Genomic DNA, 20,801 nt, shown 5'->3' with positions numbered 1-20,801 from the left:
ATTCTAATCAACGGGGCTAATCCATTCCTGAAAAGTTAATACCTCAGGGTGAGTTCGTTGAACATAAGGTATAAACTGAAGCTCTTCTATTCTCCGGTCGCCCCTCTTTCCTTCGCAAATAAATGAAATGAGTCCTTGCTGAGAAAGCCCAGTAAGGACGCTCATAAGTCTTATATTTAGAGTTTTAAGCTGTAAGTCGTTATTAATGTCCTCCACTTTATGAGAGCTCTGGCCTGAACGTTTAAGATACTCGTAAACCATGAAATTCGAATTTCGTCGTTTTAACAATTTTTCGGTTATGCATTCCTGAATGAAACCGCCAAGAGCATCTAAAAGCGGACTGAGAACTACCGGGAAAGTTAATGTGTAACTTTGAGAAGTTTTAGACAAAGTAAATGAATTTAGAAAGCTAAAGTTAAGTCTCTTTTTTGAATATGGAGCGTAAGCGACAAGAGTAGTTGACATAACAGTAAGTAAAGCTTCAAGATGTTCCACTGTTATTAATGTGGTTTTATCTGTATTTCTTAGATTATGGAAATCAATAAACGCTACTCTTGAACGGCTAAGCCAATCTTGTACTTTAATGTCGATAGAAAATTGCGATATATGATTTGAACATTCATTTTGGTTGATAGGGCATGCAGACGAAAGATGGTTATGGATTATCATGCATAGCACAAAAAAAGGAAATCGGCAGGCTGTGGGGCATTGAAAACCGGTTAAAGAAAGCTTAGACGTTTCATATGCGCTTACCGGAAAAGTAACTTTTCTTAACGTTGGCTTTGACGATGTTCTTGCATTTTTACAAATGAAACCGAGACCCAGATCATTGTGCATTTTAAAGTCCATCTCCATCATCACCTTTTAGCCTTAACTGTATGGTATTGGTATACAAAAAATTAAAAATTATAATTAATAAGATTATCATTTTTTTACTATTGAAAAGGTTGTGATAGAGGGGAATTTAAATGTAAAAGATTTATACTCGCAGATCTTTATGAGGGATAAAACCCATTGCGTAAGCAACAATATTACGTGAGTGAGTCCTAACGACAGTTTAAGTCTTGGCTCTATATTTAAGCAGTAAAACATTTAACTGTCTTGGAGTTTACTTAACTTAAAAACTGTTATTGCAGCATAATTTTTCGAATCAAAATCATAGAATTTTCTGACTTTTCCAGTCAAATGATAACGTTCACCCAATAAAATGTGATCCTGTTTATCGGCCGTTAAAGCGATCCCGTCATTTCTAACTTTACCAGTAAATGTAAAAAAATAACTCCCTTTACTTTTTGCGTACGCGGCCCTGACTTCAGTAAATGTTAGTTCAATGCTTATGACCTGGCCGATATTGTAGCTATGTTTTAAAATTTCTTGTTCATTTTCCGGAGTTTCAGACAACATCACATCAAAGGTTGTAAAGAAACAATCCAGCTGGCGTTCTGTCAAAAAACGGTTATTGTCTAGTTGCGCCAATATACTATTAGAAAACTTAGTGTTAGCCTTTTTTGCTTTCTCAATAAGTACGTGGTTTCTGGATTTCCATGCTTCGAGTGTTGGGTTAACACGCAGTTCCGGAATGTTATCGAGAAAGGTAATTGGCTCTAGTACCACTAATTTTTCAATAATGGGTCCAACTGTTTGCACCCCATGACACTTTTCACATACATCAGCCCCTTTGTGGCCTGTGCCCGCACATTCGTTACATTCTCTTTCGATAGGTGCATAATAATTTCCATCTCCGTTAAGGGATACATTCACTGAGGCTGGTACCATATGACCATCAAGAGTAAAGAAAAGAGATTTCATTTTCGAAACACCTCCAAACGTGCCTCTACGATTGCTACAGCTTCTTTCACAGTTTTTTCATAGTGGTCATGCCCTTCAGGAAATTGGTCAAAACGTTTACCGTGTTCTAACTCTTCCATGTTGCGTTTAAGGACTTCATGAGTTAGAAGCAAATCATTATAATTATCGATAAGAGTCAGCTTTATAGGTTTAATCACTCAACTAATCCTCGGGTTTTTATTCCTTAAGGAGATCTCGAATTTCCAGAAGCTCTTCTAATTTTGGTTTAGAAAGAATGATTGCTGTATTTTCGTCGTTAAGTAAAGACAATAAAATATTTAGCTTTTCATCATTCAAGATTATTTGAACACCATCATCAGAAAATATTACATTTTTACTATCAACATTTTTGAACAAGTGTGCACTATCTCTACCAAATTTTAGTTCTGTTTGAGTATTCGTTATAGATTCCGTATGTGTACTTTCCACAAGCTCAAGAAATTCAGATTTTAGCCGTTCTGTTTTCTTATGCGAGAGGCGCTTAATACCCAAAGTCTTACGTGTGACTGCCGAATTTTTCTTTTCTGGTCCGCCTTTATTTAAGGTGTCTGGTCCTGCTCCAGCTGCATTGTGTTCAGGTATGCCTACAATTTTGCTCGTTGTAGTCTCAATATTCTTAACGCCAGGTAAGAAACCTTCTATATGTTTTAAAACCATTTTGTGATCGTTGGAATATTTTAACATTATTTCAATGGCGAGCGTTTTTTTGATTAGATTTAGGCTAATCAAACGTTGAAGCTCTAATGGCATATCAAGGATTTTTAGCATATTACGAATTGCGGTAGTTGATCGTTGATATCGCATTGCTAGTTCTTCAACCGAATACCCGAGACTAACAGCATGAGCTAATGCATGAGCTTGCCCAACCGGATTTAGCCCATTGCTTCTGTTACCATCGAGGTTCTCAAGGTATTCTTCAATTTCGTTTTTATAATCGATTAAGATAACAGATAATTTTGGAATATTAGCACCTTCAGAAATTGCTAATTTTAAGCCATGAAAACGAGTATGACCTTGACGAACTAAATATTTACCTTTTCTTTTTACGACCTTGATCATATCAACCTGCCTTCCTTCCTTAAAGGCTTGTTTGATTGACACAATCATCGATTTGACAGGTTCTTGTTCGTAACACAAATCTCCGATTACCGCCTCTCGGGGATTAAATCCCTTTTCAATTTCAACTAGGGAAGGTGCGAATAAGCAGGTCATTTCTTCCCAAGCTGACTCGCTGATTAAAATTTCGCGGATCTGGGCCGATCTCAATTACGATGAATAGCTTGAATTCTAAAAATAGAAAAGTAGAGTTTAACTCTAAATACATAAAAACAAGAGTAAATGAGCACCCGCCGAAGCAGCCGCGCATGATGTTGATTGAGAAACGGATCATCTCGTACGCCGGAATACGGCTGTTGCCATATGACGGATGCGGCACACGCTTGTACGGCAGAGCAAAGACGCTGTCCATCTCTTCGGTAGAGAGCGGGATCGCCGGTGGGTTAACCCAGATATAGCGCTCGCCGTGCTTTTGCATCAGAGCGCGCGCGCAGCCGGGGTTGGTTTCATGGTGTAAGATGCGCGACGCGTGAGCGTAGAGTACTTTATCGCTTTTTACTTTTTCGTAAGACGGCAGCAGCACATAGGTTTTTTCCCACGGCTTCGGACGCGGCGGCTGCACCACCACGGCCTTTGCTTCCGCTTTCTTCGGCTCAACCGGTTTGTTATCCGCGCACGGCAGATCGTCACCGTACGGATGCGGGATAGGGTCGATTTTGCCCGGCATATCGATAATGCGGGAATCCACCCCGCTCCAGCCCGGCAGCGCCTCTTTCACCATGATCGCGGTGTTGCGCACGTCGCGGATCTCGCTGACCGGTTCACCCTGCGCCAGGCGATGCGCCACTTCCACCAGCGGACGCTCGCCGTTGCCAAAGATCAGCATGTCGGCTTTCGAATCCACCAGCACCGAACGGCGCACGGTATCTGACCAGTAGTCGTAGTGTGCGGTGCGGCGCAGGCTCGCCTCGATGCCGCCCAGGATCACCGGCACGTCTTTCCATGCTTCTTTGCATCGCTGGGTGTAGACGAGGGTCGCGCGATCGGGACGTTTACCCGCCACGTTGTCAGCCGTGTAAGCGTCGTCATGGCGCAGCTTACGGTCGGCGGTATAGCGGTTGATCATCGAGTCCATGTTGCCCGCGGTCACGCCGAAGAACAGGTTAGGCTTGCCCAGACGCATAAAGTCGTCTTTACTGTTCCAGTCAGGCTGGGAGATGATCCCCACGCGGAAGCCCTGGGCTTCAAGCATACGGCCACAGATCGCCATGCCAAAGCTCGGGTGATCGACATACGCATCGCCCGTTACCAGAATGATATCGCAGCTGTCCCAGCCCAGTTGATCCATCTCTTCCCGGGACATCGGCAGGAACGGCGCCGGTCCAAAGCAGGCTGCCCAGTACTGGGGCCAGGAGAAGAGGTCGCGATCCGGCTGGATCAGGGAAATAGCGCTCATAATGCTTCCGAAGAAAAAATAGACAAAAGGAGCGGGATTATACGCTGGTTTACCGGGGGAAATGAAGGGGTATTGTGCGGGCTGTTGCCCTCACCCCAACCCTCTCCCACAGGGAGAGGGAGAAAGCGTTTTATGGTGCCGGATTCACCAGCATCTGCCCTACCGATCCCCTGTCCATCATCTCCAGCGTCTGGCTGTGGAACAGGAACGGGAAGTGCGGCCAGGAAGGCTGGCCGTAGTAGACGAGCAGTTCGACCTGGCCATCCACCCAGACGGTATCTTTCCAGCCCCTGTCTTCCGGGAACGGCATCGCCCCGTTGACGTTGCGGATCAGGAATGACACCCCTTCAATATGGAACGACTGCGGCATCTCCGAGCGGACGGTCCAGCGCTCCCAGGTTCCCTGCTGGGCGGTGATATCAATGCGGTTAACGTCCCACAGCGCGCCGTTGATGCCCGGATCGTCGCCAAGGCTGATATCGCGACTGCGTACTGCCGGGCCGGTCACAATCTCCTGCGGCAGCAGGCGCATCGGCAGGCTGTCGGTCACCAGCGGCAACAGGCCGGTCGGGCGCAGCGTGAGCACCAGCGTGGAGACCAGAACGCTCGACGGTTCAAAGAAGCCACGAATACGGTCAACAATGCTTGCCGCTTCGCCGCAGGTCACGGACACTTCATCCCCGTTGGTCATATCCACGAGGATCTCACGACGTTCGCCCGGTGCCAGCGCCAGCTGTTTTACCGACACCGGCGCAGGTAATAACCCCTGATCGCCTGAAATCACGTGCAGCGCGCGGCCGTCGCTCATCTGCAACTGGTAGCGGCGCGAGTTAGAGGCATTCAGCAGACGCAGGCGCACCCAGCCACGAGACACTTCAACATACGGGCTTTGCGCGCCGTTAACCAGCAGCGTATCGCCCACAAAACCACCGCTGCCCGGCTCGCTGTACTCCGGCGTGCCGAAGTTATCCAGCCGCTTGTCCTGAATAATGATCGGGAAATCATCAACGCCGTAGTGATTCGGGATCGGCAGCGTTTTGCTGACCTCATCTTCAATCAGCCACATTCCGGCCAGGCCGTTGTAGACCTGCTGGGCGGTGCGGTTCGGGGTGTTGGCGTGATACCACAATGTCGCCGCGCTCTGACGAATCGGGAGGACGGGCGCCCAGTCGGCATTCGGCGACATCATGCGTGCCGCGCCGCCAATCAGCGGCCCCGGCACCTGCAAACCACTGACGGTCATCGCGACATTTTCCGTCGTACGGTTACTGTAGATGAGCTTAACGTCATCGCCATTCCACACGCGAATGGTCGGCCCGAGGTAGCGTCCGTTAATGCCCCATACCTGCGCGCGCGTTCCCTGGGTAAAGGACCAGTGGCTACGCTGAAGCGTGAGGAATAGCGGCTGCCCGCGACGGGATTCAATCAACGGCGGAATAGGCAGCGGCTGTTGCTGCCCGGCGGCGCTGGCTGTCCGCGGCATCGCACCCGCACAAAGGGCGATACCCGAAGCCTGAATAAACTGACGCCGACTGAGTGACATATAAGCTCCATCTGAAACGACTAACAACGCGGGAATTCGTTTTCCCTTACACGACACCGGGTCAAATCTTACCGGCGGCTTCTCGCTCTGCAACTTCTTTATCGAGCTGCGCAATATGCTGAGCCATCAGCTCGCGGCAGTGCGTGGCCAGCTCGCGCACCTGGTCTTTACCGTATTTTGAGGTATCTACCGGCGGCAGCATTTCGACAATGACCAGTCCGTTATTCAGACGGTTAAGATTAATCTTATTCGATGTATTGGAAACACACACGGGAATAATTGGAACGCCTGCCGCAATTGCAGCATGAAACGCGCCGGTCTTAAACGGCAGCAGGCCGCGACCACGGCTGCGCGTCCCTTCCGGGAACATCCAGATGGAAATCCGGCGCTTTTTAAACTGATCCACCACTTCCGCAATGGTGCCATGCGCTTTGGCGCGGTTGTTACGGTCAATCAGTAAGTTACCGGTGAGCCAGTACAGCTGACCGAAAAACGGGATCCACAGCAGGCTTTTTTTACCCACGGTTACGGTCGGCGGAAGAACAATATTTGAGGCCGTCACCATATCGTAGTTGTTCTGATGGTTAGCGATATAGATGGCGTTACCGAAATTCTCCGCCCCTTCAGGCAGACGCTTTTCAACCTTCAGGCCAAATAGCGGCGCAAGACGACCAAACATGTGGCCAAACGTCGCGACATGCTTTGGGTTACGCGGGCTGAACAGGCAATAAATCGATCCGAAAATACAGACCAGAATGCAATAAATAACGGTAAGAATGAGACGAACAATGTATAGCATAGCGACCTCTGAAGCCCTGACAGCTGACAATTATACTTCACCTGTGGCCAGGTAAGGACTTTATTACGAGCGCGTATTGTTAATCGCAACGCACGAATTAACAACGTTTTTACGGGAAATTTTATGGTAATTCCCCCTCCGGAAAGAGGGGGGATGAAACAGGTTACTCTTCGCTGTCGTCCGCTTTGCTGCGCGCCGGCGAGTCGATCTCCACGCGGTCGATTCGCTGGAGGCCGCGCATCAGTGAGCCGCGACGTCCACGCTCACCCACCACCTTCTGCAACTCTTCCGGACGCAGTTTGATTTTACGCTTGCCGACATGAATGGTCAGCGTGCTCTGCGGCGGCAGCAGGAAGAGATGAGCGAGGCCATCGACGCCTTTTGCCGCTTCCGCTGACGGGATACTGATGATCTTGTTGCCCTTCCCTTTCGACAGCTCCGGCAGATCGCTGACCGGGAACATCAGCATGCGTCCGGCAGCGGTGATCGCCAGCAGCATGTCGCTTTCGTTCTCGATGATCAGCGGCGGCATGACGTGTGCGTTATCCGGCAGGCTAATCAGCGCCTTACCAGCACGGTTACGCGACACCAGATCGTTGAAGGTACAGATAAAGCCGTAGCCCGCATCAGACGCCATCAGCAGTTTTTGATCGTCGGCCTCCATCAGCATATGGTCCACCGTGGCGCCCGGCGGCAGCGTCAGCTTGCCAGTTAGCGGTTCGCCCTGGCCGCGCGCAGACGGCAGCGTGATCGGGTCGATGGCGTAGCTGCGGCCCGTGGAGTCGATGAACGCCACCGGCTGGTTACTCTTGCCCTTCACCGCCGCCTTGAAGCTGTCACCGGATTTGTAGCTCAGACCCGGCGCGTCGATATCGTGGCCTTTGGCGCTACGTACCCAGCCGCTCTGGGAAAGCACAATGGTCACCGGCTCGGACGGCAGCATCTCGTGCTCGTTCATCGCCTTCGCCTCTTCGCGCTCGTGCAGCGGAGAACGACGGTCGTCGCCAAAGGCGTCGGCATCGGCCTGCAACTCTTTCTTCAGCAGGGTGTTCATCTTGCGCTCGGACGCCAGAATCGCCTGAAGCTGATCGCGCTCTTTTTCCAGCTCGTTCTGCTCGCCGCGGATCTTCATCTCTTCCAGTCTGGCGAGATGGCGCAATTTCAGTTCGAGGATCGCTTCGGCCTGGGTTTCGCTGATGCCAAAGCGCGACATCAGGGCAGGCTTAGGTTCATCCTCGGTACGAATGATCTCGATCACTTCGTCAATGTTGAGGAACGCCACCAGCAAACCTTCGAGGATATGCAGGCGCTTAAGCACTTTTTCCAGGCGATGGTTCAGACGACGGCGCACCGTATCGCGGCGGAAGGCCAGCCATTCGGTGAGGATCTCCAGCAGGTTTTTCACCGCCGGACGACCGTCCAGACCAATCATGTTCAGGTTGATGCGGTAGCTTTTTTCCAGATCGGTAGTGGCGAACAGGTGGTTCATCACCTGCTCCATGTCCACGCGGTTAGAGCGCGGCACGATCACCAGACGGGTCGGGTTTTCGTGGTCCGATTCGTCGCGCAGGTCGTCCACCATCGGCAGCTTTTTATTGCGCATCTGGGAGGCGATCTGCTCCAGCACCTTCGCACCGGACACCTGGTGCGGCAGCGCGGTGATCACCACGGCCCCGTCTTCTTTGGTCCACACCGCGCGCATGCGCACGGAGCCACGGCCGTTCTGGTAGATTTTGCGGATTTCCGCGCGCGAGGTGATGATCTCGGCTTCGGTCGGATAGTCCGGCCCCTGCACAATATCCAGCAGATCGTCCAGCGAGGTTTTCGGCTGCTCAATCAGGGTGATGGCGGCTTTTGCCACTTCACGCAGGTTGTGCGGCGGAATGTCCGTCGCCATGCCCACGGCGATACCGGTCGTGCCGTTCAGCAGGATGTTCGGCAGACGCGCAGGCAGCATCTTCGGCTCCTGCATCGTACCGTCGAAGTTTGGCACCCAGTCGACCGTCCCCTGCCCCAGCTCGCCCAACAGCACTTCGGCATATTTAGACAGGCGGGATTCGGTATAACGCATTGCCGCGAAGGATTTCGGATCGTCCGGCGCCCCCCAGTTCCCCTGGCCATCCACCAGCGGATAGCGATAAGAGAACGGCTGGGCCATCAGCACCATCGCTTCATAGCAGGCGCTGTCGCCGTGCGGATGGTATTTACCCAGCACGTCGCCGACGGTACGGGCGGATTTCTTAAACTTGGCGGTAGCATTCAGTCCCAGTTCGGACATCGCATAGACGATGCGGCGCTGAACGGGCTTCAGGCCATCCCCGATAAACGGCAACGCCCTGTCCATGATGACGTACATGGAGTAGTTCAGGTAGGCGTTTTCCGTGAATTCATGTAGCGCGAGGCGCTCTGCCATATCGCTCATTACGTGTGATTCCTCAACTCAGAAACCGATGGGTTTCAGGCAATATTGCCGCAGATACTACCTCATCTGGCGAGTTGAGTCACAAAGAAAAAGGGCCGCATAAGCGGCCCTTTCCGGGTTATTTGTTCAGCTTGATAACCTGCTTCACGTCGATTTCAAACTCGTTCCAGTCTTTATCGATTTTACCCTGGAGTTCGACTTTATCCTGGGGCGTCACCGTCACGCCGTTCCAGCGCTTGTGGTCGATCTCCACCACCACCGTGCCGCTCTCATCGCGGAAGGTGTAACGGTCATCGGACAGGCGCTCGGTAATGTTCCCGCGCAGCTTCACCCAGGCATCGTCCTTCAGGTCTTTCACTTTAGCCGCGGTGGTGAGGTTGGCGTTGTTATCGACAAAGCCACCCTGCTGGGTTTGCGTCTGGTTCTGTGTCGCAGATGGGCCAGAGAAGCCACCCTGTGCAGCAAAGACAGGGGCCGTGGTCATCATCATGATGGCAGCAATTGCAGCGAATTTTTTCATCTTTATCTCTCCCTTTAATGTCGTTTCACAATCCATTAAACAGGGTAAACCTTAACAACTTCTTAAGGGGAAAATTTATTTATTTTTACTGTACAGCAGGCGCTTGCAGAAGGTTTACTGACGACATCAAGGAGGAAATATGCGCATTTTACTGGTAGAAGACGACAAGCTCATCGGCGACGGCATCAAAGCGGGCTTAAGCAAAATGGGCTTTAACGTGGACTGGTTTACCGACGGTAAAACCGGGCAGGCGGCCCTGTACACCGCGCCGTATGATGCCGTGGTGCTGGACCTGACGCTGCCAGAAATCGACGGGCTTGAGATCCTGCGCGCCTGGCGCGAAAGCGGTAAGAGCGAACCGGTGCTGATCCTGACCGCGCGGGATGCGCTGAATCAGCGCGTCGAAGGGTTACGCCTGGGGGCGGATGATTACCTGTGTAAGCCGTTCGCGCTGATTGAAGTGGTGGCCCGCCTTGAAGCGCTGGTGCGCCGCAGCCACGGTCAGGCGCGCAGCGAGCTGCGTCACGGCAAGGTCACGCTCGATCCGGCAAGCCTTGTCGCCACGCTGGAGGGCGAAACGCTGGTGCTCAAACCCAAAGAGTTCGCCCTGCTGGAGCTGCTGATGCGCAACGCGGGCCGCGTGCTGCCGCGCAAGACCATCGAGGAGAAACTCTACAACTGGGATGATGACGTCTCCAGCAACGCCGTCGAAGTCCACGTTCATCATTTACGCCGCAAGCTCGGCAGCGAATTTATCCGCACCGTGCACGGCATCGGTTATACCCTGGGTGACGCATGAAACTGACCCAACGCCTGAGCCTGAAGCTGCGCCTGACGCTCCTCTTTTTGCTGCTGTCCCTGGCGGCCTGGTTTGCCGCAAGCGTGGTGGCCTGGCACCAGACGACCGACAAGCTCGATAAGCTGTTCGATACCCAGCAGATGCTGTTTGCCAAACGGCTGCTGACGATGGACGTGGACGAACTTCGCGCCCCGGAACGCATGCGCGAGGTACCGAAAAAAGCCAAACACGGCCATCTGGACGACGATGCGCTGGCCTTCGCAATCTTCACCGCCGACGGCAGCATGGTGCTTAACGACGGCGAAAACGGGCGCGACATACCTTACCTCTACCGCCGGGACGGGTTTGATGACGGTCGGTTGCAGGATGACAACGACGAATGGCGTTTCCTGTGGCTGACTTCTCCGGACGGGAAATACCGCGTGGTGGTTGGCCAGGAGTGGGAGTACCGACAGGATATGGCGCTGGACGTGGTCAGCTCGCAGCTGACGCCGTGGCTGGTGGCGCTGCCCGTCATGCTTTTGTTGCTGATTGTTCTGCTGAGCCGGGAACTGAAACCGCTGAAAAATCTGGCGCGGACCCTGCGCTCGCGCTCGCCGGATGCGACCGATACGCTGCCCACCCACGGCGTGCCGACGGAGGTTCGCCCGCTGCTTGATGCGCTTAACCATCTTTTCGCCCGTACGCAGGAGATGATGGCCCGCGAGCGCCGCTTCACCTCGGATGCCGCCCATGAGTTGCGCAGCCCGCTGGCCGCGCTGAAGGTGCAAACCGACGTGGCGCAGCTTTCCCTGGACGATCCCGGGGCGCAGTCTAAAGCGCTGGGGCAGCTGCATGCGGGCATCGACCGCGCCTCCCGGCTGGTGGACCAGCTTCTCACCCTGTCGCGCCTGGATTCACTGGATAATCTTGATGACGTCGAACCCGTGATGATGGCCGATTTGCTGCAATCCGCGGTGCTGGATATCTGGCATCCGGCGCAGCAGGCGGGCATTGATATTCGGCTCAACGTCAACGCGCCCGAGGTGATGCGTCACGGACAGCCGCTACTGCTGAGCCTTCTGGCGCGTAACCTGCTGGACAACGCCGTTCGTTACAGCCCGCGCGGCAGCGTGGTGGACGTGACGCTGCATACCCAAAGCTTTACCGTGCGCGACAACGGCCCGGGCATTTCATCCGATGCGCTGGCGCGTCTCGGCGAGCGCTTTTATCGTCCACCGGGCCAGGACGCCACCGGCAGCGGTCTGGGGTTGTCTATCGTCAAGCGTATCGCGGCGTTACATGGGATGCGCGTCTCGCTGGGCAATGCGCCGGAAGGGGGCTTTGAGGTGACCGTCAGCTGGCAGCCATTATTGCGCTGAGCGCAAAAGACTTTGCACATTCTGCTTATTTTTCCGCTCCGTCCTCGCGCGTAGAATACCCGGCATACTCTCAGCATCGAGGACAAATAATGAGCAACATTCTGATTATCAACGGCGCGAAAGAATTTGCGCACTCTAAAGGCCAGCTCAATGACACCCTGACCGAGGTCGCGGATGGTTTCCTGCGCGACGCCGGACATGATGTTAAGGTCGTGCGCGCGGACAGCGATTACGACGTGAAGGCCGAAGTGCAGAACTTCCTGTGGGCCGACGTGGTTATCTGGCAGATGCCGGGCTGGTGGATGGGCGCACCGTGGACCGTGAAAAAATACATGGACGATGTGTTTACCGAAGGTCACGGTTCGCTGTATGCCAGCGACGGCCGCACCCGCTCAGACGCGTCTAAAAAATACGGTTCCGGCGGCCTGATTCAGGGCAAGAAATACATGCTCTCCCTGACCTGGAATGCCCCGCTAGAAGCGTTCACTGAGCAAGATCAGTTCTTCGAAGGCGTGGGCGTAGACGGCGCGTATCTGCCGTTCCACAAGGCGAATCAGTTCCTGGGTATGGAGCCGCTGCCGACCTTTATCGTCAACGACGTAATTAAAATGCCGGACGTCCCGCGCTATATCGCAGAATATCGCAAGCATCTCGCGGAAATTTTTGCTTAACTGGTAGCCTGGAATTAGAAGGAGTTAATTATGCTTACCGTTATTGCTGAAATCCGTACGCGTCCTGGCCAACATCACCGCCAGGCGGTACTGGATGAGTTCGCGAAGATCATCCCGACCGTACTGAAAGAAGAAGGCTGCCACGGCTACGCGCCGATGGTGGACGCCGCCACCAGCGCAAGCTTCCAGGCGACCGCGCCAGACTCAATCATCATGGTTGAGCAGTGGGAAACCGTCGCGCACCTTGAAGCGCATTTGCAGACCGCGCATATGAAAGCGTGGAGTGAGGCGGTAAAAGGTGACGTGCTGGATACCCATATCCGAATTCTGGAGCAAGGGGTTTAAGGTTCGTGGAATTTGCCGGGTGGCACTGCGTTTACCCGGCCTTCAACTTCCCTCCCAGGCCCGGTAAGCGTTAACGCCGCCGGGCTTTTTTTATCACCTTAACATTCAACTGCTATGCTTATTCTGACTTCATGTTTAACAGGAGGATGGAATGGGACTTTTTAACTTCGTAAAAGAAGCAGGCGAAAAGCTGTGGGATAACCTGACCGATCATAAAGGTCAGGGCGACAAAATTACCGAGCACCTCAAGAAACTCAACATTCCCGGTTCCGATAAGGTTCAGGTTAACGTCACTGACGGCAAGGCCAGCGTGACGGGCGACGGGCTGACGCAGGAGCAGAAAGAAAAAATCCAGGTCGCCGTCGGCAACATCGCGGGCGTCAGCGAAGTGGAGAACAATATCACCGCAACAGATGCCAAAGATGAAGCCACCTACTATACGGTGAAATCCGGCGATACCCTGAGCGCAATCTCTAAAACCGTGTACGGCGATGCCAACCAGTACAATAAGATTTTTGAGGCTAACCGTCCAATGCTCTCCAGCCCGGATAAGATCTATCCCGGTCAGACGCTGCGTATTCCGAAAGCGTGATCGATAAGTCGGGGGTTACCCCCCGACTGTTTTTACCAGTACAGTTTCCAGCTCTGCGTAAAACGCACCAGTGCCTCAACGTAGAAGTAATCGCCCCAGCTCGCGCACTCATCCACGCCTTTATTGCTCGCCAGGTGATACACCGAGTGCTTAAGCAGCCCGTTGCCCTTCTCTTCTTTGCCCATCAGATAGTGCTTTGTCAGCGAGGACATAATCCCTTTCGCCCATTCGAGGTAACGTTCGCGATCCGGATCTGTAACCGGCAGATGTTTCACCAGCTCCAGCAGTCCACACACCGCAATTGCCGCCGAGGAAGAATCACGCAGTGCGTCGGTGCCCACCAGCGCCAGATCCCAGTGGCAGACGTAGTCTTCCGGCAGGCGATTGAGGAAGTAGTTCGCCAGCCGTTTTGACAGGGCGATCATCGTTTCGTCGCCGGTATAGATATAGCTCAGCAGGAAACCGTAAATGCCCCAAGCCTGCCCGCGCGACCAGCAGGAGTCGTCGGCGTAGCCCTGCTGGGTGTTGCCGTAGCGCGGTGCGCCGGTTGCCACATCCATATAGTAGGTGTGGAAGGTGGAGGCATCGTCACGAATGAGGTACGTCGCGGCCTGCATGACGTGCGCTTTTGCGGCGTCGGCAAAGCGCGGATCGCCCGTCTGCTCCGTTGCCCAGTAGAGCAGCGGCAGGTTCATGTTGCAGTCGATGATCATCCGCCCGGCCTGCTCCGGATCGGAGAGATCGCCCCACGCCTGGATGATTTTCGCCTTCTCGTGGAAGCGTTCCAGCAGGGCTTCCGCCGCCAGCAGCGAGAAGCCGCGCGCCTCGCGGTTTCCGGTCAGCCGCCACGCGGCTACGCAGGAGAGCGTGTAGAGGAAGCCTAAATCGTGGGTGTTGGTGTCGTTGCGCCCGGCGATGCGCAGGCCAAACGAGCGCACGTGTTTTTCCGCCATCGCGCGGAATTTTTCCTCGCCGCTCATCTCCCATGCCAGCCACAGCTGCCCGGTCCAGAAGCTGGTGGTCCACTCCACGTTGTCAGTCAGCGGATAAAAACCGTTCTGGCAGGTTTCCGCCGGGAATTTGTCGCCGAACTCCGTTAAATGACGGCTAATCAGGTCAAGAACGTGGCTGCGCGCCGAATTCAGTTCATCGCTGAATGCGCGGGAGTCAACGGGCGCAGCGATAACAGGCAGACGTTCTTCTTTGATACGACTTAACATATTTCGGTTCCTTCTTTGACGGCGTAATTTATCGAGTTGACGTTTCTGCTACGTTCAGCGCACGAGCCCCGCGCCATTTGCTCTGACAGGCGGATAACGTAAAAGCAGAAATAAGGGTAAAGGTCAGCGCCGTTGCGCCCATGATGATATAGGTGTGCTCAAAGCCAATACGGTCATACATATAGCCGGCAGGGGAAGAGACCACCACGTTGCCAACGTAGAGCATCGCCTGATAGCCGAGTAAATACATGGTGGCATTGACGCGCTTGTCGAAATGCTCGGCGATATATTTAAATACCGACACCAGCAGGAGACAAATTTCCAGACCGTACAGCGGCTTAAGCACTGAAATTAACAGGTGTGAATCACACATGCCGGAAATAATCAGACGCGCCCCAACCACCAGCCCGACAATTAACAGCCCGCGTTTGGCGCCAATAAAGTTCACAAACAGCGGGACCACCATATACATGACAAATTCCATGCCCGACTGTACGGTCCCGAGATAGCCGAATACGGCGTTGCCCTCATGAATATCATCAAAGAAGGTGACGAAATAGCGCGAGAATTGCTGCTCAGCGATAAACATCATCCACGCCACGCCCGCCACGTACAGGCAGAAAGCCCAGAATTTGCGGTTACGCAGTGTACTGACCCCAAAAAGTTGGACAGTTAAACACGAGGCACATAGGTCTGGGTTCGATATTCAATTGGACTCAGACCCTTTTCGAAGGGGTATTTTGGCTTTGACATATCAGGGACTATTCCATTTCATCGTCCAACAAAATGGGTGCAGTACACAGCAGGGCGTAAACGTCAGACGGGGCTATTTTCTCTTTCGTCAGCACCTCGCCTGCGTGAGCGGAGTTAGTGTTCACTTTCAGGCTCAGCAGGACAATCAGCATCACCACCGACGCCACGCTGCCGAGAATAAAGTTATACGCCGGTGAGAGGTTGAACAGCAGGCCGGAGAAAGATGACGCCACCGCCCAGCCGAGCGATCCCCACATACGGATCTGCCCGAACTCCATGCCATTCAAACGGCTAAAGCGGTCGGAATAGGATTCACACGCCGCCACGCCCGCGTACCAGGCAAAGCTTAAATAGAGCGCGCCGATAATAATCCCCAGCAGGGTATTAGACATTAACAGCGGCTGGTAAACATAAATAAAGAATGGCGCCATCAGGGCCGACATGATCACCACAAAATAGAGCAGATATTTGCTCATGCCGATCTTATCGAGAATATAGCCGTAGATCGGCTTGAGAATAACGGAGAATATCCCGTTCACCGCAAAGACGGTTCCAATCACCGATCCGCTCAGGTTGGCTTTCTGACCGAGCCAGATCGCCAGCAGACCAATACTGGCAGACCAGGTAAAGAAATAGAGAAAGATAAAGCTGCTGATTTTGTAATATTCAGTTCTGTTGGTTGTCGATGTGCTTTTCATATCATCCTCGCCGGGGTGTAGGGCCAGATTTTTATAATGTGAACGCCAGCTTACGTTCGCTTCCGGGTTCGCTAATCACGACCTGGTTATGGGTTATATTCAGCTGCGGCGTCGCCGCAGCGGGCTGTTTTCCGCCAGCCAGAACGGCGCAACAGAGCCAGCTTTCCCCTTGCGGGAGGTCAGCTTTTAACAGCGGAATGGAGGCGCACTCCGCAAACATAATGCTGCTGTTCGGCGGCGTGACGATGCTGTCTGGCTGGCGCTGAATGATCGGCGAAAGATCGACAATGACGCTGCTGCCGTTTTCAGCCAACAGATAACAACCGCGTTCGCGCACCTGATGGGCGGTTTTCATCACCGCAAAGCCGCCCTCGACGGTTTGCAGAGTGCGCGCGCTGTTGATACGGTGCAGGCGCAGGTGCCACTCCCCGAACGGGATCTGCCAGGTCGCAATCTGCACGTCGCGCCACGGCGACCAGCGCGAGAAAATGTAATTTTCATCCACCCGAACCTCGTCGCACTCGCGACGACCGCGGAAATAGTCATCTCCGTCCGCCAGCAGCAGCATGGAATCGCAGGCGGCATGCTTCAGGCCAAAACGCCCGCGCTCAAGGGTGAATCCGAAGCGGCTGGAGTAGGCAAATTTGGTGTATTTCGCTTCGGTGTTGACGTAGTTGTTCAGCTCCAGCTGACCGGCGGTGAGCATGACGACGTGCTGCGAATCTTTCGAATGCATCAGGATCTGCTGCGCATGCGGAATCACATGTTTTTCAGCAAGCGCGGGCAGCGGTTGTTCTTCCGCCTGCCAGAACGGGTGTGCTTCCGGCAGCGCCAGGATCAGATAGGTTTTCAGCGCCCAGTACGGTGAACCGGGGGAATTGTAATCCTCGCACATCGCCAGGTTCGGATACGCAAACCCCAGGGTAAGAATACCGTCGCGATCGACAATCGACTGCTGCTGCCACCAGCGCAGATGCCGCAGCACAATGCCCTTCACGATGCCCGGGGTGAAGACGTCCAGTTGAGAAAAGGCCACCGCGCTCCAGAAGGCAACCATGGCAAAGCGGTAGGTCAGGCTGCGGCCAAACGGCACCGAGGCGCCATCGGCGGCGGACCAGTAGATAAAGTCTTCCGCGAACAGACGCGAGCGCTCGCGCAGCACCTTCGCCCTCGCCTCGTCGTCACTCAGCGTGGCGTAAATCAGGCCGTAGAAATGGAAAGCCATGGAGATGTAGTAATCTTTCGGGCGGCCGGGACCGTCGGAATACCAGCCGTCGCCGAGGTAGTAGGCGTCCATCAGCGCAAAGCGGTGGTCAATGGCGGCCCGATCGTACGGCAGGCCGGCGCGCTTAAAGCCGAGCTGGACCATAATGGCAAAATAGTTCCAGTTGCTGTCCGGCATCTGCGCGTCGGTGATTTGGTTGAGCCACGCGTGCAGGTTCATCACCTCGCGCCCGGTAAAGTGCGCGGTGAGTTTATCCCCCAGCAGAGCGAGCCCCAGACCGTAGGCCGCCATCTCCACCAGACGTTGATCGTACGGGCCGGTTTCACCCCAGTAGCCGCTGCTTTGCGGGTCGGTACCAAGCTTAATGGCAGTAAGGTACTTCTCGCTGAACGGCGTGCTTTCGCCAGATGCCATCAGCGGAAACAGCCCCCACAGCGCGCGAGAAAGTCCCTCCATCTGCGCAATATCCGCTGTGTAATGGGCGCAGGTGTCGCCCAGCGGGAATCGTGAACGGTTCGCCGGAAATTGCGTGTCCAGCGCCTGTAAAAGTGCATTCAACGACGCCACTACCTCCTGGCGTGAAGACAACGGATTTGATTTTTCTTTGTTTGCCGCCCACATCGGTTCGCCCTCGTAATCAACTGCGGCAAAGCATAGTGAATCCGCAAGGGGCAGAAATGTTAGCCATGTCACAGGCATGAACGATGAATAAACCTCCAGTTGAGAAAATTTAAAAAGGTGGTTTATAAAGACGATCAGACGGGAAAAAGTTGAGTTTTATTGCACTATGCGCGACACGCCGACATCCGACCTTCTGGAACTGATCGCCCTGAATGATACCGTGGCCTCGTTCAGCCGCCTGTTTGCCAATACGGTGCGCTACCATCACTGGCATCAGTGTCTGGAGATCCTCTATGTGGAAGAGGGCTTTGGCGTGGCGATTGTCGATAATCGTCACTACACCATGCGCCCCGGACGACTGTTTTTCTTCCCGCCTTTTACGCTGCACAAGGTCATGGTGGACGAACAGGCGGAGGCAATTTACCGCCGCACCATTATTCATCTCGACCAGCACGCGGTGCTGAAGATCCTGCGGGATTTTCCCCAGACCCGGCAGCGCCTGGAGCGGCTGTCACGCCGTGGCGGCGAAGCGTGGGTCGCCGATTTAGCCCACTGTCACCACCATATCGACCATCTGTTTAGCTGCTATAAACCGCCGATGAACGGCGAGAGCATCGCCAGCCTGCTGATCGGCCTGTTCGCGATGCTCCCCGACGATCGCGACGGTGAGCCGGGCAACAGCCAGGGGATCGCCAGCCAGGTAATGTTCTGGCTCGACGAGCATTATCAGGAGAAATTTCGTCTGGATGCGCTGGCCGAAGAGCTGGGTAAATCACGCAGTTACGTATCGCGAAGATTCCATGCGGAAACGGGCGAAAAAATTCACGACTACCTGAACACGCTAAGGTTGCGTAAGGCGTGCGAGTGTTTACTCCACACGGATTCGAGCGTGCGTGACATTGCCGCACAGGCGGGATTTTCCGACGTGACGTGGTTTATCAGCGCGTTTAAAAAGGGGATTGGCGAGACGCCGTTGCAGTACAGGAAGAACCATCGTGCGGTTTGACGCCCTCACCCCAGCCCTCTCCCACGGAGAGAGGGGGAAGATCATCCGCTCTTCTTCCCCGGCTTTAATCCGCGGTGTAACTCGTTGATGCGCTTCATCGACTTGATGGTGCGCTGCGGCTCGGTGGAGGCGACGGACAGAATAATCATCTCCAGGCACAGCAGCACCGTGCCGTGCAGCGGGATTTTGCCCTTCTCGCCACCGCGCGGGACGTGGATCACTACGCTTGCCTCTTTGCTAAAGCGCGAGTCCGTGGCGTTGGTCAGCAAAATGGTGGGAATACCCAGGCGCTTCGCTTCGCGCAGCGTGGTCTGCCCCTCCCGGTGCGCGGATTTTTGCGCCATCATTACCAGCACGTCACCGCGCTGTAGGGCAATCAGCTGTTCGGCGAGGCCAATACCGGTGCGGTTGAGCGGGATCGCAGGCAGGCCTATACGGCTAAACAGTCGCGAGGTGTACTCAGCCAGAATGCCGGATGCGCCAATGCCAAAAATAGCGACCTGTCTCGCCTGCGCCAGCAGCGACACGGCCTGCGCCATCGCGTAGCGGTTGCCCGGTTCGGACAACACCGCGCAGGTGTGCTGATGGCCTTCCAGCACAAAATCGATGCTCGCGTCGACGTCGCTGGTAAGCGTGTTTACCGTGGTGGACATCTTCTCGCTGGAGGTGACCACCGGGCCAAACCACTGCTCCAGGGTCTGCTTGAGATCCCGCAGCCCACCAAACCCAAGCGCCTGAATGGCACGCACCACGGTGGCGTCCGAGGTGTGTAGCACAGCGGCAATCTCCATTGCCGTCTGCTCCATAACCGCTTCACGATTTTCATTGATATAGCTCGCCACCTGCAGCAGACGCGGCGTCAGCTGGTGCGCCCGCGAGCGGAGGCGGTCGCCGTAGACATCAATTTTTCGGATCATCGTGCGGCCTCCGGCAGCGGACGGCCCGCTATCTGCGACTGCACCTGCGCGGCCATCAGCCCCAGCGAGGCAAATGAATTTGAGATCGCTTCCTCGCGGGAGATGAGCACGTAATGCCCGGTTCGGCAGGCGTTGAGAAACTGACACCAGCCCGGCATCACCGCATCCATCGCCGCCAGCTCGTCCTGCGGTTTTCCGCCGGTGTCCCCGCGCCAGGTGGCAAAGACAAAATCAGCATCCAGCTCCGGCAGGCGCTCGGCGCTGACGTCGATGCGCCCGCCCTCCGGGATGCTCTCAATCAGCGGCGGGAACCTGAACCCTGCGTCGCGCAGCACGCGCCCAAGCGAGTGGTAGCTGTGCATGGCGTTGATTTTGCCCTGATTGGCCTGAATCACCGAGACGGTCAGTTTGCTCGTATCGATGGTCGCCTTTAGCGCCTCGATCTGCTCCTGATAGCGACGCTCCAGAATCTTCAGCCGCGCCTCTGTCCCGGTAAGCTGCGCCAGCTTGCGGTAGATCTCCGGCGCACCGCCGTCGAGGTGATCGATACTCACCGTCGGGGCAATTTTTTCCAGCTGTTCGACCGGCGTGTTGCGGGTCGGCTCGGTGATGATAAGATCCGGCTTCGCCGCAGCGATGGCTTCAATATCGATATCCGCGGTGCCGATGAATGTGATGTCGGAATTATCAAAATCGATGCCCGTCAGCATACCGCTGGAACGCAGAAAATGGCTGCCGTCCGGTCGGGTGCGGCCATGGCTGGCAACCGGCGGTACGCCAAGCTCGATCAGCGGAATGGTGATATCCAGGTCGTGCAGGGACACAATCCGCTTCGGGTTAACCGGCACCACCACGTTGCGGTTCAGGTCGTCAGTAAACGTCTGCGTTGGCTCTGCGGCTCCTACAGCAAAACCCACCAGCACCAGCATTGCAAAAAATACGCGCATTT

Annotated in this window: 18 protein-coding genes and 2 pseudogenes; 6 read left to right on the top strand and 14 right to left on the bottom strand. The window is 54.4% G+C overall.

Features of this window, described 5'->3' with window-relative positions:
* Positions 1 to 3: 3 nt before the first annotated feature.
* The 9 genes and pseudogenes from H2Z33_RS12075 to H2Z33_RS12035 form a co-directional block, all read right to left on the bottom strand.
* Positions 4 to 858 carry a hypothetical protein gene (locus H2Z33_RS12075; protein WP_000970401.1) on the bottom strand — a complete coding sequence of 285 codons (855 nt, stop codon included), beginning with the start codon at positions 856 to 858 and terminating at the stop codon, positions 4 to 6.
* 234 nt (positions 859 to 1,092) lie between these two features.
* Entirely contained in the window at positions 1,093 to 1,809 is a 717-nt protein-coding gene (locus H2Z33_RS12070) for a zinc finger-like domain-containing protein (protein WP_000838219.1), read from the bottom strand.
* Positions 1,806 to 2,006 (bottom strand): hypothetical protein, encoded by a 201-nt coding sequence (locus H2Z33_RS12065; protein WP_000594930.1) that lies wholly within the window; start codon positions 2,004 to 2,006, stop codon positions 1,806 to 1,808. Before H2Z33_RS12065 ends, H2Z33_RS12070 begins: the two co-directional genes overlap by 4 nt.
* 19 nt (positions 2,007 to 2,025) lie before the next feature.
* On the bottom strand, positions 2,026 to 3,060 hold the full coding sequence (locus H2Z33_RS12060) for a hypothetical protein (RefSeq protein WP_198091833.1): 1,035 nt from the start codon (positions 3,058 to 3,060) through the stop codon (positions 2,026 to 2,028).
* A 124-nt stretch (positions 3,061 to 3,184) separates the two neighbouring features.
* Positions 3,185 to 4,360 (bottom strand): annotated as a pseudogene (locus tag H2Z33_RS12055) (YgiQ family radical SAM protein); the annotation flags it as partial.
* A gap of 130 nt (positions 4,361 to 4,490) precedes the next feature.
* Positions 4,491 to 5,903, bottom strand: a complete 1,413-nt coding sequence (gene ftsP, locus H2Z33_RS12050; RefSeq protein WP_017384056.1) for a cell division protein FtsP — start codon at positions 5,901 to 5,903, stop codon at positions 4,491 to 4,493.
* Between the two features lie 61 nt (positions 5,904 to 5,964).
* A complete protein-coding gene (plsC, locus tag H2Z33_RS12045) occupies positions 5,965 to 6,702 on the bottom strand; it encodes a 1-acylglycerol-3-phosphate O-acyltransferase (protein ID WP_003862497.1) in 738 nt (245 codons plus the stop codon).
* A gap of 163 nt (positions 6,703 to 6,865) precedes the next feature.
* Complete coding sequence (parC, locus tag H2Z33_RS12040; protein WP_063135375.1) at positions 6,866 to 9,124, bottom strand: DNA topoisomerase IV subunit A; 2,259 nt, start codon at positions 9,122 to 9,124, stop codon at positions 6,866 to 6,868.
* A 118-nt stretch (positions 9,125 to 9,242) separates the two neighbouring features.
* Positions 9,243 to 9,644, bottom strand: a complete 402-nt coding sequence (locus H2Z33_RS12035; RefSeq protein ID WP_003862501.1) for a YgiW/YdeI family stress tolerance OB fold protein — start codon at positions 9,642 to 9,644, stop codon at positions 9,243 to 9,245.
* A gap of 139 nt (positions 9,645 to 9,783) precedes the next feature.
* On the opposite strand from H2Z33_RS12035, the gene qseB reads away from it, so the two are divergent.
* The 5 genes from qseB (at position 9,784) to lysM (ending at position 13,412) form a co-directional block, all read left to right on the top strand.
* Positions 9,784 to 10,443 (top strand): quorum sensing response regulator transcription factor QseB, encoded by a 660-nt coding sequence (gene qseB / locus H2Z33_RS12030; RefSeq protein WP_047636441.1) that lies wholly within the window; start codon positions 9,784 to 9,786, stop codon positions 10,441 to 10,443.
* Positions 10,440 to 11,804 (top strand): quorum sensing histidine kinase QseC, encoded by a 1,365-nt coding sequence (gene qseC, locus H2Z33_RS12025; protein ID WP_045906820.1) that lies wholly within the window; start codon positions 10,440 to 10,442, stop codon positions 11,802 to 11,804. Before qseB ends, qseC begins: the two co-directional genes overlap by 4 nt.
* An 89-nt stretch (positions 11,805 to 11,893) precedes the next feature.
* Positions 11,894 to 12,475: an NAD(P)H-dependent oxidoreductase gene (locus H2Z33_RS12020; protein WP_015571876.1), complete on the top strand. Its 582-nt coding sequence runs from the start codon at positions 11,894 to 11,896 to the stop codon at positions 12,473 to 12,475.
* A 30-nt stretch (positions 12,476 to 12,505) separates the two neighbouring features.
* A complete protein-coding gene (locus H2Z33_RS12015; protein ID WP_063135374.1) occupies positions 12,506 to 12,820 on the top strand; it encodes a putative quinol monooxygenase in 315 nt (104 codons plus the stop codon).
* A gap of 151 nt (positions 12,821 to 12,971) precedes the next feature.
* Complete coding sequence (lysM, locus tag H2Z33_RS12010) at positions 12,972 to 13,412, top strand: peptidoglycan-binding protein LysM (RefSeq protein ID WP_014885249.1); 441 nt, start codon at positions 12,972 to 12,974, stop codon at positions 13,410 to 13,412.
* Between the two features lie 32 nt (positions 13,413 to 13,444).
* On the opposite strand, the gene H2Z33_RS12005 is transcribed toward lysM, so the two are convergent.
* From H2Z33_RS12005 to H2Z33_RS11990, 3 genes and pseudogenes are all read right to left on the bottom strand, one after another.
* Positions 13,445 to 14,632, bottom strand: coding sequence for a glycoside hydrolase family 88 protein (locus H2Z33_RS12005; protein WP_032103344.1), 1,188 nt, complete (start codon positions 14,630 to 14,632; stop codon positions 13,445 to 13,447).
* A gap of 28 nt (positions 14,633 to 14,660) precedes the next feature.
* Positions 14,661 to 16,083: pseudogene (locus H2Z33_RS23595) on the bottom strand (MFS transporter).
* 31 nt (positions 16,084 to 16,114) lie between these two features.
* Complete coding sequence (locus tag H2Z33_RS11990; RefSeq protein ID WP_047726759.1) at positions 16,115 to 17,929, bottom strand: DUF2264 domain-containing protein; 1,815 nt, start codon at positions 17,927 to 17,929, stop codon at positions 16,115 to 16,117.
* A gap of 166 nt (positions 17,930 to 18,095) precedes the next feature.
* On the opposite strand from H2Z33_RS11990, the gene H2Z33_RS11985 reads away from it, so the two are divergent.
* On the top strand, positions 18,096 to 18,935 hold the full coding sequence (locus H2Z33_RS11985) for an AraC family transcriptional regulator (protein ID WP_023295450.1): 840 nt from the start codon (positions 18,096 to 18,098) through the stop codon (positions 18,933 to 18,935).
* 41 nt (positions 18,936 to 18,976) lie between these two features.
* Here the strand turns inward: H2Z33_RS11985 and H2Z33_RS11980 are convergent, their stop codons facing one another.
* Entirely contained in the window at positions 18,977 to 19,852 is an 876-nt protein-coding gene (locus tag H2Z33_RS11980; RefSeq protein ID WP_015571883.1) for a MurR/RpiR family transcriptional regulator, read from the bottom strand.
* Complete coding sequence (locus H2Z33_RS11975; protein ID WP_015571884.1) at positions 19,849 to 20,799, bottom strand: iron-siderophore ABC transporter substrate-binding protein; 951 nt, start codon at positions 20,797 to 20,799, stop codon at positions 19,849 to 19,851. The genes H2Z33_RS11980 and H2Z33_RS11975 overlap by 4 nt, the downstream gene beginning before the upstream one ends.
* Positions 20,800 to 20,801: the final 2 nt, after the last annotated feature.

The organism is Enterobacter sp. YSU, from assembly GCF_016082135.1.
In the GTDB taxonomy this organism is placed as follows: domain Bacteria; phylum Pseudomonadota; class Gammaproteobacteria; order Enterobacterales; family Enterobacteriaceae; genus Enterobacter; species Enterobacter hormaechei_C.
The sequence above is the reverse complement of the archived record's forward strand: the minus strand, read 5'-3'. Positions and strand labels throughout refer to the sequence as shown.

Coding starts and splice junctions, on each gene's coding strand:
- H2Z33_RS12005 (WP_032103344.1), bottom strand. CDS start 14,632: ATGTTAAGTCGTATCAAAGAAGAACGTCTGCCTGTTATCGCTGCGCCC.
- H2Z33_RS11980 (WP_015571883.1), bottom strand. CDS start 19,852: ATGATCCGAAAAATTGATGTCTACGGCGACCGCCTCCGCTCGCGGGCG.
- H2Z33_RS12070 (WP_000838219.1), bottom strand. CDS start 1,809: ATGAAATCTCTTTTCTTTACTCTTGATGGTCATATGGTACCAGCCTCA.
- H2Z33_RS12060 (WP_198091833.1), bottom strand. CDS start 3,060: ATGACCTGCTTATTCGCACCTTCCCTAGTTGAAATTGAAAAGGGATTT.
- H2Z33_RS12020 (WP_015571876.1), top strand. CDS start 11,894: ATGAGCAACATTCTGATTATCAACGGCGCGAAAGAATTTGCGCACTCT.
- H2Z33_RS12035 (WP_003862501.1), bottom strand. CDS start 9,644: ATGAAAAAATTCGCTGCAATTGCTGCCATCATGATGATGACCACGGCC.
- H2Z33_RS11975 (WP_015571884.1), bottom strand. CDS start 20,799: ATGCGCGTATTTTTTGCAATGCTGGTGCTGGTGGGTTTTGCTGTAGGA.
- H2Z33_RS12075 (WP_000970401.1), bottom strand. CDS start 858: ATGATGGAGATGGACTTTAAAATGCACAATGATCTGGGTCTCGGTTTC.
- plsC (WP_003862497.1), bottom strand. CDS start 6,702: ATGCTATACATTGTTCGTCTCATTCTTACCGTTATTTATTGCATTCTG.
- parC (WP_063135375.1), bottom strand. CDS start 9,124: ATGAGCGATATGGCAGAGCGCCTCGCGCTACATGAATTCACGGAAAAC.
- ftsP (WP_017384056.1), bottom strand. CDS start 5,903: ATGTCACTCAGTCGGCGTCAGTTTATTCAGGCTTCGGGTATCGCCCTT.
- qseB (WP_047636441.1), top strand. CDS start 9,784: ATGCGCATTTTACTGGTAGAAGACGACAAGCTCATCGGCGACGGCATC.
- H2Z33_RS11985 (WP_023295450.1), top strand. CDS start 18,096: ATGCGCGACACGCCGACATCCGACCTTCTGGAACTGATCGCCCTGAAT.
- qseC (WP_045906820.1), top strand. CDS start 10,440: ATGAAACTGACCCAACGCCTGAGCCTGAAGCTGCGCCTGACGCTCCTC.
- H2Z33_RS12015 (WP_063135374.1), top strand. CDS start 12,506: ATGCTTACCGTTATTGCTGAAATCCGTACGCGTCCTGGCCAACATCAC.
- H2Z33_RS11990 (WP_047726759.1), bottom strand. CDS start 17,929: ATGTGGGCGGCAAACAAAGAAAAATCAAATCCGTTGTCTTCACGCCAG.
- lysM (WP_014885249.1), top strand. CDS start 12,972: ATGGGACTTTTTAACTTCGTAAAAGAAGCAGGCGAAAAGCTGTGGGAT.